Genomic DNA, 16,253 nt, shown 5'->3' on the forward strand with positions numbered 1-16,253 from the left:
GCTTCTTTGCGGATATGTTGCCCGCACTTTGCAAAACCTATTGCGGTGAGGAAAGCCCCAATTGCCGTTCGCGGAAGATCACCACCAGAACCGAGAAGAAGCCCAGCACCGCCGTGATCAGCATCATCCAGATCAGCGGGTAGGGACCGGTTTTCTCCGTCAGAAGGGCGCCTGCCAGCGCGCTGAGCGCCGCGCCGCCGCCCAGCATGATCGCGCCCGACAGGCCGGATGCGGTGCCGGCAAGGTGCGGCCGGACAGACAGCGACCCGGCCATGCCGTTGGGCATCGTCATCCCGTTGCCAAGGCCCACGCTGATCATCAGCCCGAAGAAGACGAAATGGCTGTCGAAGCCCAGCGAGAACAGCGCCAGAAGCAGGATCATCGTGACCCCGGTCACGATGCAGCCGGCGATCATCATGTTGTTGATCCCGATCCGCATCGAGAACGTGCCCGACAGGAAATTGCCGACGATATATCCAATGGCGGGCGCCCCCATGAACAGGCCCAGAAGGCCCGGCTCCAGGCCGAAATAGGTGGCGCCGATAAAGGGCGCGCCGCCGAGATAGGAAAAGAACGCCCCCGACGACAGCGCCGTGGCCAGCGAGTAGCCCCAGAAGCGGGGCGAGGTCAGAAGCTCGGGATATTCGCGGAACTGCTGGCCCAGCGTCTTGCCGCTGGAGCGCGCGGTTTCGCCGAAATCGGCGCGTGTCAGGAAATAGCACAGGATGCCGAAGCCGATCAGCAGCAGGAAGTTGGCCTTCCAGCCGAACATCTCGCCCACGGCGCCGCCGATGACGGGCGTGATCATGGGCGCGATGGCGAAGCCCATGGTGACGTAGCCTATGACGCTTGCCGCCTGGTCGGCTGGGTACATGTCGCGCACCGCGGCCCGGCTGAGCACCATGCCCACCGTTGCCACTGCCTGCGCCATGCGGAAGGCAAGGAACACCTCGACCGTGGGGGCGAAGATGCAGCCGATGGTGGCCAGAATGAAAAGGACGATCCCCCACAGGATCACCGGCCTGCGCCCGTACTTGTCCGACACCGGCCCGATCAGTGCCTGCAGGATCGCGTTCACCAGCAGGTAGAGCGCGACCGACAGCTGCATGATGCCATAATCCGTGCCGAAATAAGCTGTCATCTGCGGCAGGCTGGGCAGGAAGATGTTCATCGCGATCGGCGCCAGGGCCGACAGGAAGATCAGGGTTGCGATGTGGGGCGGTGTCGAGGAATCGAGGAACCGCAAACGCTTTGGCTGGGACATGTCGGGTGGCGTAGCGCCACACCTGCACGTTGTCCATCCTGACGGCACGGCCGGGCAAGTCGCCGCAGGTCAATGAAACAAGGCCCTGTGCGATTCCGCACAGGGCCTTCTACGAAAAACATCAATATTCTTGGGGCAAGTTCAGACGCCAAGACCTGCCGCTAAAGTCCGATATCGTCGCTGACGGCGCGGATCGTCGTATCCTCGACGGTCAGCGATCCGCGGTTGCCGAAATCGAAGATCACGTCGTCACCCACCTGCTCGGCGTTGTTGTTCAGGATCTTCTTGACGTTGCCGAGGTTGACGAACCGGATCTCGTCGATGCCGTTCTGGAAATCCTTGAACGTGTCCTGACCGTCGTTCTTCTTGAAGACGATGGTGTCGGCGCCGCCCTGGCCAACGAGCTTGTCATTGCCCTTCTGCCCGCGCAGCAGATCGGCCCCGTCGCCCCCCTTCAGCAGGTCCTTGCCCTTGCCACCGAACAGCTTGTCGTTTCCGTTCTGACCCAACAGCTTGTCGCGGCCTGCCTGACCCACCAGCTTGTCTTTCGCACCGCCGCCATTCAGCGTGTCGTTGCCGCTTCCGCCTTTCAGTACGTCCCGCTGACTGAACCCCAGCAACTTGTCATTGCCGCCGTCCCCGAACAGCCGGTCGTTTCCGCCAAAGCCCTTCAGCTTGTCATTGCCGCCGGCGCCGCGCAGCGTGTTGCCCAGCCCGTTGCCAAGGAGCTTGTCGTTCCCGCTCCCGCCGGTTGCGTTCTCGATCTTCGTGCCGAAGGTGATGACGACATCGTCGGTACTGTCGAAGCTGGAGAATTTCCCTTCGCGCAGGTCGATCGAAACGTCGTTTCGCCGGTCGCCTGCGGTGAACGTGTCGGTGCCGCCGGTATCCCAGACCGCGTAGACCGTATCGTTGCGCGGCCCGTCATACGTCGTGTCGCCGGTATTGTTCGCGGCCTCGCCCCACGTGTCCTGCAGGGCAAGGATATCGTAAAGCTGCAGCCCGTCCGAACGCTGCCCGTTGTCCGGATTGGCGACGTAGGACATGACGGTGAACTTGTTGTTTTCCTGGGCCGCAGGCAGGGCCGGGGGGCTGTCTGGGTGTTTCAGCCCCAGCGCATGGCCAAGTTCGTGCAGCAACAGGTTTTCCGTGGTGTTGCTGCCATCCGCCAAATTCAGCGTGTTCTTGAACACGGCGAAGGCCTCGTAGGACACGATGGTGTCACCGATCGAAGAACTGCTGTAGCCGCCTTTGCCCGTTGTCGTGCCTGTCAGGTCGATCTTGCCGACATCCAGCACCGGGTCGGCCTGGCCCCTGACCTCGACAAAATTGACATTGATCACCGATTCCAGCTCGGCCAGCGCCTTCTCGAACGCGGTCCTTTCAGAGGCGGAGAAGGGCGTCCAGCCGCTGTACTCGCCCGGCCTCGGGAAATTCGAAGGTTCGGACGTCGTGGCGTACTGGTACGTGATCGTATAAGCCCGCGCGCCAGTCGTGTTGATCGCGTTCTTGCTGTGGATGCCTTCGAACTGCATCTCGGCGATGATGGAGGATTTGTTGGGCACGGTGTTTTTCCTTGTCGTGACTCAGCCTATATTGATGACTCGCCCCCGCATCGCCACCCTTTCTCATGGAAAAGTGTAACGATGTCATTGACAAGTCATCAGCGACCAAATTTGCTAATTTGCTTTTCACATTTTTGAAGCTGTCAATGATTTGCAAATTTGCGGAAAACCGCTTTGGTTCGTTGCCACGCAGCGTTAAGGTCTTGCAAAATTGCAGCAAGGGACCGGGCAAGATGAAGGATATTCTATCCGAACTGGAAGATCGGCGCGCCGATGCGCGTCTGGGTGGTGGCCAGCGCCGGATCGATGCGCAGCACGCCCGCGGCAAGCTGACGGCGCGCGAGCGGATCGACCTTCTGCTTGATGAAGGCAGCTTCGAGGAATTCGACACCTTCGTCGCCCACCGCTGCACCGATTTCGGGATGGAAGAACAGCGCCCCTATGGCGACGGGGTCGTCACCGGCTGGGGCACGATCAACGGCCGGCAGGTCTATGTGTTCAGCCAGGATTTCACGGTCTTCGGCGGCTCGCTTTCGGAAACCCACGCCCAGAAGATCTGCAAGATCATGGACATGGCGGTGCAGAACGGCGCGCCGGTAATCGGCATCAACGATTCCGGCGGCGCGCGGATCCAGGAAGGCGTGGCCTCCCTTGCCGGCTATGCCGAGGTGTTCCAGCGCAACATCATGGCCTCGGGCGTCGTCCCGCAGATCTCTGTGATCATGGGGCCCTGCGCGGGCGGGGCCGTCTATTCGCCGGCGATGACGGACTTCATCTTCATGGTGAAGGACAGCTCGTACATGTTCGTCACCGGTCCGGACGTCGTGAAGACCGTGACCAACGAACAGGTGACGGCCGAAGAGCTTGGCGGCGCTTCGACCCATACGCGCAAATCCTCGGTCGCCGATGGCGCGTTCGAAAATGACGTGGAAGCGCTGGCCGAAGTGCGCCGGCTGGTCGATTTCCTGCCGCTGAACAACCAGGAAAAGCCTCCGGTCCGTCCGTTCTTCGACGATCCGGCGCGGGTGGAGCAATCGCTGGATACGCTGATTCCGGCCAATGCCAACACGCCCTACGACATGAAGGAACTGATCCACAAGGTCGCGGACGAAGGCGATTTCTACGAGATTCAGGAGAATTTCGCCAAGAACATCATCACCGGCTTCATCCGTCTGGAAGGTCGGACCGTGGGCGTGGTGGCGAACCAGCCGATGGTGCTGGCGGGGTGCCTCGACATCGACAGTTCGCGCAAGGCCGCGCGCTTCGTGCGGTTCTGCGACTGCTTCGAAATCCCGATCCTGACCTTCGTCGATGTGCCGGGCTTCCTGCCGGGGACAAGCCAGGAATATGGCGGCGTCATCAAGCACGGCGCGAAGCTCCTTTTCGCCTATGGCGAGGCGACGGTGCCGAAAGTGACGGTCATCACCCGCAAGGCCTATGGCGGCGCCTATGACGTGATGAGCTCGAAGCACATCCGGGGCGATTTCAACTATGCCTGGCCCACGGCGGAAATCGCGGTGATGGGCGCCAAGGGCGCGACCGAGATCATCCATCGCGGCGACCTGGGCGATGCGGACAAGATCGCGAGCCACACGAAGGATTACGAGGACCGCTTCGCCAATCCCTTCATCGCGGCCGAACGCGGCTTCATCGACGAGGTGATCATGCCTCAGTCGACCCGCCGCCGTGTCAGCAAGGCGTTCGCGTCGCTTCGAAACAAGACGCTGAAGAACCCCTGGAAGAAGCACGACAACATTCCGCTGTAAGCGCAGTGGTGCGGCGACTCGGTCCAGTTCGGGCGGGGCGGTTTTTCTGGTGCGAGGGCAGAGCCGATGATCGACTTTCACATGATCCCGGGCGGGCCGCGGCCCGTGGCGCCGTTCTCCCACGCGGTGGAGAGCGACGGCTGGGTCTTCCTGACCGGGCAGATGCCGACCGACCCCGACGCGCCGGATGCGGCCCTTCCGGAGGAGATCGAGGCGCAGACGGAACGGGTGATGGAGAACCTGAAGATCGTGCTGGCCGGGCTGGGCCTTGGGCTGGAACATGTCGTGCAATGCCGCTGCTTCCTGACCGAATTCGAGCGTGACTATGCCGGGTTCAATGCCGTCTATCAGGGCTATTTCCCCGAAGACCGCCGGCCGGCGCGGACAACGGTGGGCGTGACGGCGTTGGCCGTGGGCGCGTTGGTCGAAGTCGACTGCATCGCGAAGCGGCCGTGAAGAAGGCCCGCTGGCATATCCTGAGCGAGGGCGAGACCCTTGTGCTGGCCCGGCGGTTGCCGGTGCGAATGGATGTGTCTGCGGAAACCGTGCTGGCGGATTCCAACCGTCTGAAGATCGCCCAGCAGGTCCGGCAGGACCTGTGGCGCGCGCTGCAACGGCTGCGGGGATTTTCCCCGGTGGTCCGGGTGACGCGGACCGGGGATGGGTTGCACGTGTGCGCCGGTGGGCAGGTGGATGGGGCGGTTTCGGCATCGGTGGTGGAGACTATCGAAGGTGTTCTGAACGATCCACGCAAGCGGAAGCGTTGGGTGCGACACGCAACTCGCATGACGACGATCACAAGCGATGAGGGGCGCGCCGACCCGCGGGGGGGCGCATCGCGCCGCCCGTCGAGCCGAAGGCACGCCAATGGCGTGACGGGGGGCGGGTCGGCGCGGCCCGGCGTGAACGCCGGGCGGGAGGATGATCAGCGGATCGTCGCAACAATTCGCCACGAAGCTGCCAGTAGCGGAGGTCAGCCATGACGAGGTGTTGGGTCTACGAGAACTGGACGCTTAAGAAAGCCATTTTGCATCTGCCAGAGTGCGGGTATTGCAACAATGGTGAAGGTATCCACGCTGACAAAAGCGACAAGAACAGCAAGTGGCATGAGTTCAGTACGTTGGATGACGGAATGGCGTTTGTACGCGCGTCAGGCTACGAAAACGCAAGAACTTGCAAGTCATGTTTGGACTACAGGATTGCTGATGGAGGGCTCTGGAAAAACCAGGCGTTCTCCATTGCTCATGCCGACAAGGGGCCGTTCATCGGCGGGCTGCGCGCTTTCTTCGAATACCGCGACCTTGGCATCAAGGACGCGACCCGCGGCAAGTACGGCGCCCATGTCATTCGCGCTGTGCCGGGAATGGAAAGCCCCGGCGGCTGGCATACGCATGATCTCGACTTCCAGGTGGTCTACGTGACGAAGGGCTGGGTCGTCTTCGAATACGAAGGGCAGGGCGAGCACATGCTGCGCGAAGGGTCCTGCGTGCTTCAGCCCCCCGGTATCCGCCATCGCGAGGTCCGGCACTCCGACGACATGGAATTGTTGGAAATTATCTCGCCCGCCGAATTCCCGACCGCGGAGGCCGCCGTCCCATGATCCGTGCGCCGCGTTCTCCTGCAATCCGCCGCTGCGGTCCCCACGGGCGCGCGCCCGTCCGGGCGTGCTGGGGCGGTGCGGCGGCGTTGGCCCTGATCCCGACCTTCCCGGCGGCCGAGGAAGTTGCCATCGACGTGCCCTCCGGCCAGCCGGTGGCGTTGTTCGAAGTGCTGATGGACGACACGCCCGGCCAGCTCTGGGCGCGGTTCCGCTTCGTGGCGCCCCGGATCGGCGGCGATGCGGGGCGGGTGAGCTATGATGTGACCATGCTCGACATGGACTGGACCTGCGACAACGTCGTGCTGCCCTACCTGGCCGAAACCAGGCTGGAACCGGAACGCGTCGTGATCTCGTTTTCCGACCGGATGCTGCCTTTCGGCGAAACGGCGCACGAGGCGGCGCAGTTCTTCGAATTCTACCGGCCCGCCAGGACTGGCTGCATCTGGGTGGAGTACTGACCATGACCGCACCCGCCATCCCCCGACCGGAGACAGCCCCATGCTGAAACACCGCGGTTTTCCCGGCCGGCTGCCCGGCACGGATTTCCAGTTCACCATCCGCCGCGCCAACCCCAAGGGCGTGACGCCGATCACGTCGCGCGAACGACACGCCGACCGCCGCCCGGCCGACCGCCGCGCCGATGCGGGATTCATGAAGGCGCTGTGGCAGCAGTTCGGCACCGAACCGTTCGAGCGCGGCAACCTCGATGCGGGGCGGATCAGCTGGCTGTTCGGGCGCGAGGTCCTGCCCGTCGAAGACCCGTTCGACCCGGCAAGCTATGATGCGCTTCTGATCATCGACGAGGCCGCAGCGCGCGCCAGCTTCCCCCAGGCCTTCGAGCCGGACGAGGAGGACTGGGCATGACCGGCCGGTTTTTGCCGACCTTGCCGTCCTGCGGGAAAGCCGGAAGAATGATATGGAACAACATTGCGGACCGGCCCGTTACCCCTTTCGAGACCCAGATCTTGAAACAAAGGGGAACGGATCCATGCCTTTCGTCAAACCGGCTCTTCTCATCGCTGTCATCGGCGGCGGCCTCGCGGCCTGCGGCGACACCACCGGCAAGCAGGCGCTTTATGGCGGCGGCGCGGGTGCGGCCGTTGCCGCGGCCACGCAGAACAACCCGGTCACGGGCGCCGTCATCGGTGCCGGCGCGAACATTGCAGCGTGCGAGTTCGGCAACCAGCCATGTGAATGACACAGCTCTCCCGGCCCGGCCGCCGCGCATGAAGCGCGTGGCCGGGCCTTGGGGCCGCGGCCCCGCCCGGCGCAGCAGCGCTCCTTTCCCAGATCAAACCCGTTTCCGGCCGCCGTGCGCATCGCACAGAGCGGCCTTTTCGCGTTTTTCCGCGCCGGGGCCTGCCCCTTCGTGCGCGCCGATCCGCGTGGCGGCAGGCCCGGACGGACAGCCCCGCGCCAACAGACCCTCGAAACCAAAGGACGTTCCATGTTCAACAAGATCCTGATCGCAAACCGGGGCGAGATCGCCTGCCGCGTCATCAAGACCGCGCGCAAACTGGGGATTGCCACCGTCGCCGTCTATTCCGATGCCGACCGCGACGCGTTGCACGTGGAAATGGCGGACGAGGCGATCCATATCGGCCCGCCGCCCGCCAACCAGTCCTATATCGTGATCGACAAGATCATGGCCGCGATCAAGGAAAGCGGCGCGGAAGCGGTGCACCCCGGCTATGGCTTCCTGTCCGAGAACGCGAAATTCGCCGAGGCGCTGGATGCCGCGGGCGTGGCCTTCGTGGGCCCCCCGGTGAAGGCGATCGAAGCGATGGGGGACAAGATCACCTCGAAGAAGATCGCGCAGGAGGCGGGCGTGTCGACCGTCCCCGGCTACATGGGCCTGATCGCGGACGCGGACGAGGCGGTGAAGATCTCTGGCGAGATCGGCTACCCGGTGATGATCAAGGCCAGTGCGGGTGGCGGCGGCAAGGGCATGCGGATCGCGTGGAACGATGATGAGGCGCGCGAAGGCTTCCAGTCGTCCAAGAACGAGGCGGCGTCGAGCTTTGGCGATGACCGGATCTTCATCGAGAAATTCGTGACCCAGCCGCGGCATATCGAGATCCAGGTCTTGTGCGACAAGCACGGCAACGGCATCTACTTGGGCGAACGGGAATGTTCGATCCAGCGCCGGAACCAGAAGGTGGTGGAAGAGGCGCCGTCGCCCTTCCTCGATGAAGAAACTCGCAAGGCGATGGGCGAACAGGCCGTGTCGCTGGCCAAGGCCGTTGGGTACGCCAGCGCGGGCACGGTGGAATTCATCGTCGATGGCGACAAGAACTTCTACTTCCTTGAAATGAACACCCGCCTGCAGGTGGAACACCCGGTGACCGAGCTGATCACCGGTGTCGATCTTGTCGAACAGATGATCCGCGTCGCCGCCGGCCACGAACTGGAGATGACGCAGGACGACGTGAAACTGACCGGCTGGGCCATCGAGAACCGGCTTTACGCCGAAGATCCCTATCGCGGGTTCCTGCCGTCCATCGGCCGCCTGACCCGTTATCGCCCGCCGCAGGAGGTCGCGGCCGGGCCGCTGGCCGACAACGGCAAATGGCATGGCGATGCGCCCACGGCCGCGCAGGCCGTGCGTAACGATACCGGCGTTTTCGAGGGTGGCGAGATCTCGATGTATTACGACCCGATGATCGCGAAGCTGTGCACATGGGGCGCGACGCGGGAGGCGGCGATCGAGGAAATGCGCGTGGCGCTCGACAGTTTCGAGGTCGAGGGCATCGGGCACAACCTGCCGTTCCTGTCCGCCGTGATGGATCACCCGCGCTTCGTGTCGGGCGAGATCACGACGGCCTTCATTGCCGAGGAATATCCCGACGGTTTCGAAGGGGTCGAGCTGCCCGAGGCGGAGCTGAAACGCATCGCAGCGGCCACGACGGCGATGAACTACGTGGGCGAAGTCCGCCGCACCCGGATTTCCGGCCGGATGGACAACCACGAACGCAAGGTCGGCAACAACTGGGTCGTGACGTTGCAGGGCAACAGCTACAAGGTGACGATTGCCGCCGAAGCCGGTGGCTCGACCGTGACCTTCGAAGACGGGACCGACCTGCGCGTCGAAAGCGATTGGCGTCCGGGCCAACCGCTGGCCCGCCTGACAGTGGGGGGGGCGCCCCTGGTGCTGAAGATTGGCAAGATCTCGGGCGGGTTCCGGGTGCGCACGCGCGGGGCCGACCTGAAGGTCCATGTCCGCACGCCGCGTCAGGCGGAACTGGCGGCCCTGATGCCCGAAAAGCTGCCGCCCGACACATCGAAGATGCTGCTCTGCCCGATGCCGGGCCTGATCGTGAAGGTCAATGTCGAGGTCGGCGACGAGGTGCAGGAAGGCCAGTCGCTGTGCACCGTCGAGGCGATGAAGATGGAAAACATCCTGCGCGCCGAACGCAAGGGCACCGTGTCGAAGATCAACGCGGGCCCGGGCGACAGCCTTGCCGTCGACGAAGTGATCATGGAGTTCGAGTGATCCAATGACGCGGGCCAGGCTTCTTTGGGTGGCATTGTTCGGCATCGTCGCGATACTCGTGACGGCGCTGATCCTGATGCCGCTCGACTGGAGACAGGTCCGCGTCCAGCAGGCCGCCATTGCCGCCGTAGTCGTGGCCGCAGGCTGGTTCGCGGCGTTCCTCTTGCGCGAGTTCAGCCAGCAACTGGGCCGGTCGGAGCGGTTGCGGGACGTACACCGCGCGCTGAAGGCCGAGATCGGGCACTACATGGGCGCGCTGCGCAGCGTCGAGTACCTGACCGAGGTCCGCAACGAGATGCTGGACCAGATGGAAGGGCCCGAGGGTTTCATCCCCTTCGTCCCGCGCGAACGCAACGACACGGTTTTTCAATCCATCGTGGGCGAACTGCACATCCTGCCAAGGTCGAGCATCGAACCCGTGGTGGCCTATTACAGCCAGCTTGCCGCGCTGGACACGTTGATCGACGATATGCGCGGCGAAGGGTTCAAGGCGCTCACGCCGCGGCGGCGGGCGCAGATCTATTCGGATTACATCAACCTGAAAGCGGCGGCGCTGGATTACGGCACCCATGCGCGCGCGATGATCGACCTGTATCACGAACAGGGATGGCGCGCGGCGGATGCAGCACACCGGGCCTACATGAAAGGCCGGTCAGATGGTGGTTGAAATGGTCGACCCGGCGCGCGGATCCGGCGCTCAGTACCCCGGGCGGGGACCGTTGCGGCCGGAGACTGGCGTGCGCGGGGCGTTCTTGGCGGAAGCACTCATCGCTATGTCTCCTTCACTGCGGGGCAAGGGGACCCTGCATCATCAATATAGGCGTTTCGGGGCGGTCTTGCAATCTGGCACGGGTTGCGCGCCGCTCCAGTCCTCGCGCTTCGCGCCCTGCCTGTCCCTGCCAGGGGAGAGATGGGCGGCCCGTCGCGACACGCCGCCCGTGCGACCGGGATCAGAACAGGAAATCGCCGGGGCCCAGATCGTCGGCGTCGATGCCGACAAGGATCATCTTGCCCGCGTCGAATTCGACTGCCGCACCCTTCTTGGTGTCCTTGATGGTCAGATCCTTGAAACGGTCGGCGTGCTGGATGCTGATCTTGTCCTTGCGATCTTCGAAATCCTTCACGATATCGCGGCCCTTCCGGCCAAAGACGAAGACATCTTCCCCCACGCCGCCGATCAGCGTGTCGTTGCCGGCCTGGCCCAGCAGTACATCCTTGCCGCTGCCGCCGCGCAGCGTGTCATCGCCCGCGCCGCCGGCCACCCTGTCGGCGCCACCGCCACCGCTGGCAAAGTCCTGACCTGCGCCGCCCTTCAGCTTGTCGTTCCCGCTCTTGCCAAAGAGCGTGTCCTGTCCCCCGCCACCTTGAAACTTGTCGTTGCCGGCGCCGCCTTTCAGCGTGTCTTTGCCCCGTCCGCCCTTGAGGAAGTCGTCGCCGCTGCCGCCGAAAAGGATATCCCGGCCGGCCTGCCCAAGAATCACGTCGTTTCCGTGGCCGCTGAAGAAGCGGTCATCGCCGCTGCCGGCCTTCATCGTGTCATTGCCGGAAAAAAGGAACGGGCCGAAGGGCCTGAGAAAATCGTCCGAATAGTCTTGCCCGAACACCCGGTAGTCTCCGTCGTTGGCCTTCGCCAACCATGGGCCGGTGTCGAACCTGTAGCCGTTCGCTGCGGCAACAAGGACCTCTCCCGGTTCCACCGTGAAACCGGAGAATTCCAGGCTGATGCTTTCACCGCCCCGGTCGTAAAAATTGATTGTTGTCGTGAGGATGGTATCGAGATGGGTTCCGGTCGAGTTAGGGCCAAAAAAGAGCACCGAGGCTCCGAAGACGTTCTGATAGATTTTGCCCCGAAGGAATTCGTAGCCGGTCTCAATGGTCGGCCAGATGATCTCTCCGATCTGGGAGAACGCGGACTGAATGCTCTGATAGCTTCCGTTTACTTCAAGTCTAGGCAAATCGCTAACTCCCAATACTGCGCGCACATATCGGCTGTTGCGCATTTAGGCTGGAGGCAGAGTGTCCGTCCAGTTGGTTACATCGTACCGGCGCTTGGGCGCCGCGGTCAGTTCCCGAAATTCACTCCACGCCGTTCTTCCACCTCGCGTTGGCGGGCGGGCTGCTTGTCTATGGTGCGGGTAATCTCGCGCACGCTCGACGGGAATGGCTTGCGGGCGATGATCGTGCCGTCCTTCGCGATCACCACCAGCTGGAACCCCCGCGGCCGCAGCTGTTCACGTATAGGGCTCAGCACGGACGGGTCGGTGTCGGTCAGGACGACCACGTCGCGTTCGGCAAGGCGTTCGATCTCGGCCTCCAGCATTTCGATCTGGTCTGCGAAGCGCGGATCGGCGGGGCTGTCGGCCAGAACCACGATGGGCCGGTGCGTCCACAGGAAGCTGTCGAGCGACGTATCGCCCGCCGGCCGGATCAGCGGTTCGGCCTCGGACAGCTGGCCGTCGGCCGCGTGGACGGCCGGGCCCGTCAGGCCGGCCAGCAAGGCCATCAGGATGGCGCGGCGTATGATCGAAAATCCCATGCACATGAATATAAGCCCGCCCGCGGCGAATGCGATCAAAGTTCCGCTACGGGCGCAAAGAAATCCCGATCCGGTGCCGATATGGCCCGGACCCGATCCAAGGCAGGGCGCAACCGTGTCCCGCCCGTTCCCAATTCAAACGACATGCAGGAGGAAGTCGCCATGACCGACAAGCAGGCAGAATGGCGCGCCATTGCCGAAAGCGAGCTTCGGGGTAAAAGCCTCGACGATCTGACGTGGAAGACGCTTGAAGGCATCGACGTCCAGCCGCTTTACACCGAGGCCGACACGGAAGGCCTGCCGCACATGGGCTCGATCCCCGGCGCGGCGCCCTATACGCGCGGGCCCAAGGCCACGATGTACGCGGGCCGCCCCTGGACGATCCGGCAGTACGCGGGCTTTTCCACGGCCGAGGAATCGAACGCCTTCTACCGCCGCAACCTTGCCGCCGGTCAGCAGGGCGTGTCAGTCGCGTTCGACCTAGCCACCCACCGCGGCTACGACAGCGACCACCCGCGGGTGGAAGGCGATGTCGGCAAGGCGGGTGTGGCGATTGATTCCATCGAGGACATGAAGATCCTTTTCGACGGCATCCCGCTGGACAAGGTCTCGGTCTCGATGACGATGAACGGCGCGGTGATCCCGGTGCTGGCGAACTTCATCGTGGCCGGCGAAGAGCAGGGACACGACAAGTCGGTGCTGTCGGGCACGATCCAGAACGACATCCTGAAGGAGTTCATGGTCCGTAACACCTATATCTATCCGCCCGAACCTTCGATGCGGATCATCGCGGACATCATCGAATACACCGCGAACGAGATGCCGCGCTTTAATTCGATCTCGATCTCGGGCTACCACATGCAGGAAGCCGGCGCGAACCTGGTGCAGGAGCTGGCCTACACGCTGGCCGACGGGCGGGAATATGTCCGCACGGCGATTGCAGCGGGCATGGACGTGGACAAGTTCGCCGGCCGCCTGTCGTTCTTCTTCTGCATCGGCATGAACTTCTTCATGGAAGCAGCGAAGCTGCGCGCCGCGCGGCTGCTGTGGCACAAGATCATGTCGGAGTTCGAGCCGAAGAATCCGAAATCGTCGATCCTGCGGACACACTGCCAGACTTCGGGCGTGTCCCTGCAAGAACAGGACCCCTACAACAACGTTATCCGCACGGCGTACGAGGCGATGTCGGCGGTCCTGGGCGGTACCCAGTCGTTGCACACCAATGCGCTGGACGAGGCCATCGCGCTGCCCACCGATTTCTCGGCCAGGATTGCGCGGAACACGCAACTGATCCTGCAGGAGGAGACGGGTGTCACCAATGTCGTCGATCCGCTGGCGGGATCCTATTACGTGGAGAAACTGACCGCCGATCTGGCCGAAAAGGCGTGGGAGCTGATCGAGGAGGTCGAGGAAATGGGCGGCATGACCAAGGCCGTGGCCTCGGGCATGCCCAAGCTCCGGATCGAGGAGACGGCGGCCATGCGGCAGGCCAATGTTGATCGCGGGGACGAGGTGATCGTCGGCGTCAACAAGTACCGCAAGGACAAGGAAGACCCGATCGACATCCTGGATGTGGATAACGTCAAGGTCCGCGCCAGCCAGATCGCGCGGCTGGAGAAACTGCGGGCCGAACGCGACGACGCGGCCTGTACCGCCGCGCTGGACGAACTTGCGCGCCGCGCGCGCGAGGGCGGAAACCTTCTGGAAGGCGCGGTCGAGGCCGCGCGGGCCCGGGCAAGTGTTGGAGAGATCAGCATGGCGATGGAAAAGGTGTTCGGCCGCCATCGGGCCGAAGTGAAGACGCTGGCAGGGGTCTATGGCAAGGCCTACGAGGGCGACGAGGGCTTTGCACAGATCCAGAAGGACATCGAGACCTTCGCCGATGAAGAAGGCCGCCGCCCACGGATGCTGGTGGTGAAGATGGGCCAGGACGGCCACGACCGCGGCGCCAAGGTGATCGCGACGGCCTTCGCCGATATCGGTTTCGACGTCGACGTCGGGCCGCTCTTCCAGACTCCGGCCGAAGCGGCACAGGACGCTGTGGACAACGACGTGCATATCGTGGGGATTTCCTCGCAGGCGGCGGGGCACAAGACGCTGGCGCCGCAGCTGGTGGCCGAGCTGAAGAAGGCGGGCGCCGAGGACGTGATCGTGATCTGCGGCGGCGTGATCCCGCAGCAGGATTACCAGTATCTGTACGATAGCGGTGTGAAGGCGATCTTCGGCCCGGGGACCAACATCCCGAAGGCCGCGCGTGAAATCCTGGAAATCGTGCGCGCCACCCGCACCTGAAACGCGCCCTCAGCGCCCCACCCACCTCCCCCCGGCGGTCCCCTTCGGGGCCCGCCTTGGCGCTTCGGGCGCGAGATGTATGGTCCCGGACTTGGCACCGAAGGGCCTGCCGCTACGCCTGTCCGCCTTCGGCGGAGGTAATGGGAGACCAAAGAAGACCGGGCGTTGAGCTCGTACTTCTTTGGTCCGGATACACCTCAGGGGCGGGGGGAAAGCGGCCGCACGCATCTGGAGGCGATGGCAGGCGATTGCATGCCATCGGGCCCGAGAAGGTGCGTCAGATATCTGTCGTTGTGTCCGGATCTTGCGGGACGGGCAGCGCGGGGGTGTCTGCCGGGGGCTCGGGCTCCGGCAGTTTGCGGCGGATGATGATGTCGCCGTTGGGCAGCATCTCCGGCGCCTCGTAATTGGCCCAGTCCTCGACCTGATCGATCAGGTCGGTGAGGGCCGGCCCCATTTCTTCGACGAAGTCGCGCATGCCGGGGCCCACCTGGTCGGCGAGATCCTGAAACTGGCGGAGGGTCGGGGCTGCCTCATCCCGCAGGCCGTCCAGCAGCATGCCCAGCCCGCGCTGGATCTTCGAGGCGCCGTCCTCGACCGGATCCTGCGCCGCGGCAGGCGCGGTCAGGCAAGCAGACAGGAACAGGGCGGCGGGCAGGCGGTATGGCATGGCCATGGAGATAGGGCGCGTTGTCACAGCCTGCAAGTGTGGGGCGGGTCAGATCTCCAGATCGACCGTCACCGGGAAATGGTCGGACGCGGCCAGAAGCGCATCGCGCAGGGCGGGGGTTTCCCAGCATTCGACATCGTCGAACGGATGCCAGACCCGCCAGCGCGCGCCGCGTTCGACCAGCCCGGGCGACAGCATCGCGTAGTCCATCAGCGCCTGGGCATAGCGCTTGCCATCCTCGAGCTTGTAGCGCGTCGTCGTCGGATGCCCGGCACCCGGGCGCTGGAGGGCCGCGCGGGCGTGCGGATCGTGCATCTCGCGCCCCAGCAGGATTTCGAAGGACGAGCGGCTGAACAGGTCCTCGAACGCGAAGAGGCCGGGGCCGTCGTTCAGGTCGCCCATCAGGATGACGTGGTCGCCTTCGGCCAGGTGCATGTCGATCCGCGAGCGGATCCAGACGGCCTGCGCCAGCTGCTTGCGGCGGTCGGCGATCAGGCGAGCCATGATCTCGTCATGGGTGCCGGTGCGCCGGGGCGAGAGCGATTTCAGATGCACGCCGATCAGGCGCAGCGCGGTGCCCGAGGCGGTGGTCAGGGCAAGCTCCATAGGCGGTTTCGAGAACCGCACCAGATCCTGTTGTCCGTCGGCGTCGAGATCGATCCGGAAGGCGCCATCGAAGCGGGGCGCGCGGGCGCTGCCGTCGGGGCCGGCGACGCGGCCACGGGGATCGTGTTCGGCCGACAGCTTCGCAGGGTCATAGAGCAGCGCCAGTTCCTGGTGGGTGGGGCTGGGAAAGCCCATCGCGGCGGCGGTGGTGCGCAGGCCGTATTCCTGTGCAAAGCCTTCCAGGGCGCGGATGGTGTTCTGCTTGCGCCCGGTATTGGGCGCCTCGACGATCATCAGCGCATCGGCATCGAGCGCGCGAAAGACGGTCGCCAGGGCTTCGGCCTGCTGGGCGCGGCTGGAGCCGTCATGGCCCGATGGCAGATCGTCGGCCGTCAGGTGATCGGCGCGGTCGAAGAGGTTGGCGAACCATTCGATATTGTAGGTGGCGATCCGCATCGTGC

At 64.0% G+C, this 16,253-nt stretch carries 16 protein-coding genes; 10 read left to right on the forward strand and 6 right to left on the reverse strand.

Features of this window, described 5'->3' with window-relative positions; translation table 11 throughout:
• Window positions 1–37 precede the first annotated feature (37 nt).
• Together D4754_RS12840 and D4754_RS12845 are read right to left on the reverse strand one after the other, a co-directional pair.
• The gene (locus D4754_RS12840; protein WP_121064184.1) at window positions 38–1,264 is read right to left on the reverse strand and encodes a multidrug effflux MFS transporter; all 1,227 of its coding nucleotides are present in this window, start codon (window positions 1,262–1,264) and stop codon (window positions 38–40) included.
• A 161-nt stretch (window positions 1,265–1,425) separates the two neighbouring features.
• Window positions 1,426–2,829, reverse strand: a complete 1,404-nt coding sequence (locus D4754_RS12845; protein WP_121064185.1) for a M10 family metallopeptidase C-terminal domain-containing protein — start codon at window positions 2,827–2,829, stop codon at window positions 1,426–1,428.
• Between the two features lie 233 nt (window positions 2,830–3,062).
• On the opposite strand from D4754_RS12845, the gene D4754_RS12850 reads away from it, so the two are divergent.
• From D4754_RS12850 to D4754_RS12890, 9 genes are all read left to right on the forward strand, one after another.
• Window positions 3,063–4,595 carry an acyl-CoA carboxylase subunit beta gene (locus D4754_RS12850; protein WP_121064186.1) on the forward strand — a complete coding sequence of 511 codons (1,533 nt, stop codon included), beginning with the start codon at window positions 3,063–3,065 and terminating at the stop codon, window positions 4,593–4,595.
• Window positions 4,596–4,661: 66 nt separating this feature from the next.
• Window positions 4,662–5,051 carry a RidA family protein gene (locus D4754_RS12855; protein WP_121064188.1) on the forward strand — a complete coding sequence of 130 codons (390 nt, stop codon included), beginning with the start codon at window positions 4,662–4,664 and terminating at the stop codon, window positions 5,049–5,051.
• Window positions 5,048–5,578 carry a hypothetical protein gene (locus D4754_RS12860; protein ID WP_121064190.1) on the forward strand — a complete coding sequence of 177 codons (531 nt, stop codon included), beginning with the start codon at window positions 5,048–5,050 and terminating at the stop codon, window positions 5,576–5,578. The genes D4754_RS12855 and D4754_RS12860 overlap by 4 nt, the downstream gene beginning before the upstream one ends.
• Entirely contained in the window at window positions 5,575–6,195 is a 621-nt protein-coding gene (locus D4754_RS12865) for a cupin domain-containing protein (protein ID WP_240453873.1), read from the forward strand. The genes D4754_RS12860 and D4754_RS12865 overlap by 4 nt, the downstream gene beginning before the upstream one ends.
• Window positions 6,192–6,653 carry a DUF6497 family protein gene (locus tag D4754_RS12870; RefSeq protein WP_240453874.1) on the forward strand — a complete coding sequence of 154 codons (462 nt, stop codon included), beginning with the start codon at window positions 6,192–6,194 and terminating at the stop codon, window positions 6,651–6,653. Before D4754_RS12865 ends, D4754_RS12870 begins: the two co-directional genes overlap by 4 nt.
• A 40-nt stretch (window positions 6,654–6,693) precedes the next feature.
• Window positions 6,694–7,059, forward strand: coding sequence for a hypothetical protein (locus D4754_RS12875; protein ID WP_121064192.1), 366 nt, complete (start codon window positions 6,694–6,696; stop codon window positions 7,057–7,059).
• Window positions 7,060–7,183: 124 nt separating this feature from the next.
• A complete protein-coding gene (locus D4754_RS12880; RefSeq protein WP_121064194.1) occupies window positions 7,184–7,393 on the forward strand; it encodes a hypothetical protein in 210 nt (69 codons plus the stop codon).
• Between the two features lie 249 nt (window positions 7,394–7,642).
• Complete coding sequence (locus D4754_RS12885; protein WP_121064196.1) at window positions 7,643–9,688, forward strand: acetyl-CoA carboxylase biotin carboxylase subunit; 2,046 nt, start codon at window positions 7,643–7,645, stop codon at window positions 9,686–9,688.
• A 4-nt stretch (window positions 9,689–9,692) separates the two neighbouring features.
• The gene (locus D4754_RS12890) at window positions 9,693–10,355 is read left to right on the forward strand and encodes a hypothetical protein (RefSeq protein ID WP_121064198.1); all 663 of its coding nucleotides are present in this window, start codon (window positions 9,693–9,695) and stop codon (window positions 10,353–10,355) included.
• A 283-nt stretch (window positions 10,356–10,638) separates the two neighbouring features.
• Here D4754_RS12890 and D4754_RS24240 read toward each other — a convergent pair whose 3' ends face one another.
• Entirely contained in the window at window positions 10,639–11,643 is a 1,005-nt protein-coding gene (locus D4754_RS24240) for a calcium-binding protein (protein ID WP_205589630.1), read from the reverse strand.
• A gap of 107 nt (window positions 11,644–11,750) precedes the next feature.
• Window positions 11,751–12,224 carry a DUF4174 domain-containing protein gene (locus D4754_RS12900; protein ID WP_240453875.1) on the reverse strand — a complete coding sequence of 158 codons (474 nt, stop codon included), beginning with the start codon at window positions 12,222–12,224 and terminating at the stop codon, window positions 11,751–11,753.
• A 162-nt stretch (window positions 12,225–12,386) separates the two neighbouring features.
• Between D4754_RS12900 and scpA the strand changes: the two genes are divergently transcribed.
• Complete coding sequence (gene scpA, locus D4754_RS12905; RefSeq protein ID WP_121064773.1) at window positions 12,387–14,516, forward strand: methylmalonyl-CoA mutase; 2,130 nt, start codon at window positions 12,387–12,389, stop codon at window positions 14,514–14,516.
• Window positions 14,517–14,793: 277 nt separating this feature from the next.
• On the opposite strand, the gene D4754_RS12910 is transcribed toward scpA, so the two are convergent.
• Together D4754_RS12910 and D4754_RS12915 are read right to left on the reverse strand one after the other, a co-directional pair.
• Window positions 14,794–15,192 (reverse strand): hypothetical protein, encoded by a 399-nt coding sequence (locus D4754_RS12910; protein ID WP_240453876.1) that lies wholly within the window; start codon window positions 15,190–15,192, stop codon window positions 14,794–14,796.
• A gap of 42 nt (window positions 15,193–15,234) precedes the next feature.
• Entirely contained in the window at window positions 15,235–16,248 is a 1,014-nt protein-coding gene (locus tag D4754_RS12915; protein ID WP_121064200.1) for an endonuclease/exonuclease/phosphatase family protein, read from the reverse strand.
• Between the last annotated feature and the right edge of the window lie 5 nt (window positions 16,249–16,253).

It is taken from the genome of Chachezhania antarctica, from assembly GCF_003646465.1.
Taxonomy (GTDB): domain Bacteria; phylum Pseudomonadota; class Alphaproteobacteria; order Rhodobacterales; family Rhodobacteraceae; genus Chachezhania; species Chachezhania antarctica.